Origin of the sequence: Streptomyces sp. WAC 04229 (assembly GCF_003947455.1) — a bacterium.
GTDB lineage: Bacteria > Actinomycetota > Actinomycetes > Streptomycetales > Streptomycetaceae > Streptomyces.
The window spans coordinates 1-1,457 of record NZ_QHJH01000393.1 but is presented as its reverse complement, the minus strand read 5'-3'; the positions used below and the strand labels follow the sequence as shown (position 1 = coordinate 1,457).

At 74.8% G+C, this 1,457-nt stretch carries 2 pseudogenes; both read right to left on the bottom strand.

Annotated features, from left to right (window positions below):
* Positions 1-1,203, bottom strand: a pseudogene (locus tag DMH12_RS38460) (glycosyltransferase); the annotation flags it as partial.
* Positions 1,204-1,262: 59 nt separating this feature from the next.
* Positions 1,263-1,457 (bottom strand): annotated as a pseudogene (locus DMH12_RS40630) (hypothetical protein); the annotation flags it as partial.

Sequence of the window (1,457 nt, the reverse complement as noted above, 5' to 3'; positions counted from 1 at the left end):
GGGGGTGGGGGCTGACGGTGCCCCCCGCTCCGTCTCGCGTGCGTCGGCGGTCGGCGTGGACGCCCCGGGCAGCAGCGCGGCGGCGGCGAAGAAGGCCGCGCCGGGCAGCATGAACATCAGCACCCGGAAGATCATCTCGCTGCCGTAACTGCTCGCCACGAACATCGGCAGCGGAGCCGCCGCGACCAGCAGCAGCGGCAGCGCCCGCTGCCGCAGCGTCCTTCGGCGCAGTACGCCGGCCAGCGCCAGCAGCAGCACGGAACCCGAGAGCAGCCGGGCCGCCCAGGAGGTGGCGACCGCGCCGGTGCCGGTGGGCGTGGACCCGTACCCGGTCTCGACGTTGGCCCCGATGTCGCCGACGGAACGGATCATGTCCGGCATGGCCGCGGACAGGAAGGGCAGCGCGGCGGTGAGACACCAGGCCAGGAAGATCACGACCGTGGTGACCAGCGGGACCCAGTCGCGGTGGCGTCGGGTGAGGGCCAGCGCGAGGAGCGTGACGACGAGCATGCCGGGCGTCAGCTGGTGCGTGACGACGATGGCGATGACCAGCACACTGAGCAGCACGGTCCACACCGCCTGCCGCTGCCGGTCGTCCCGGGCGCCCAGGCGGCCGTAGCGGCGCAGGACGACCGCGAGGACGCCCAGGTGCAGGGCGAAGGCGACGGACTGCGGCGAGAAGTAGTCCTGGCCCACCCAGTTGCCGACGCAGAACAGCCACACGGCGGTCCAGAGCAGGCGCCGGTCCTCGGTGAAGGTCCGGTAGATCAGCAGCAGCGGCAGGAGCAGCAGCACGCTGGAGACCAGCGGCCACCACGCCATGTACATCGCCGCGTTGTCCACGCCCAGCAGCCGCACCAGCGCGGCCTGCGCCGCGAAGAAGCCGGGCCACTGGTCGTACACCGCCATGTCGCCGAGCCGGTCCGCGCTCTGGAGTCCGCCGGACGTCAGCAGGTGGTCGATGACCGCGTCGTGCTTCCACGCCCACGCGTACAGCGGGGTCGGGTAGAGCACGGCCTGGGTGGCCCGCTCGATCACCAGCAGGCCGAGGACGTACGCCGCCGGCCAGCCGGCCCGGCGGCGCGGGTCGCGGACCGTGAACCAGAAACCCGCCGTGAGCACGGCGAGGCCCGCCCAGAAGGTGGGGTGCAGCGCGCTGACGAGGCCGTAGTCGTCCAGGGCGGACACGTCGGTGTGGCGCACGGCGTAGACCCACAGGGCGAGCGCCGCGAGCAGCGGAACGGCGGGCCAGGCGGCCGCCCCGCGCGCCGGCCGGGCGGCGGGCCGGGCGCGGGGACGGGGGGGGCGCCGGGGCCGGGGGGCAGCCCAGGGGCGCGCAGCTCCCGTACGGCGTCCTCGGTGCGGGGAAGGGATGCGGAGGCGAACGCAGGCCAGGGGCGCGCAGCCCCCGTACGGCGCCCTGGGTGCGGGGAGGGAAGGCGGGGGAGACCGCAGCC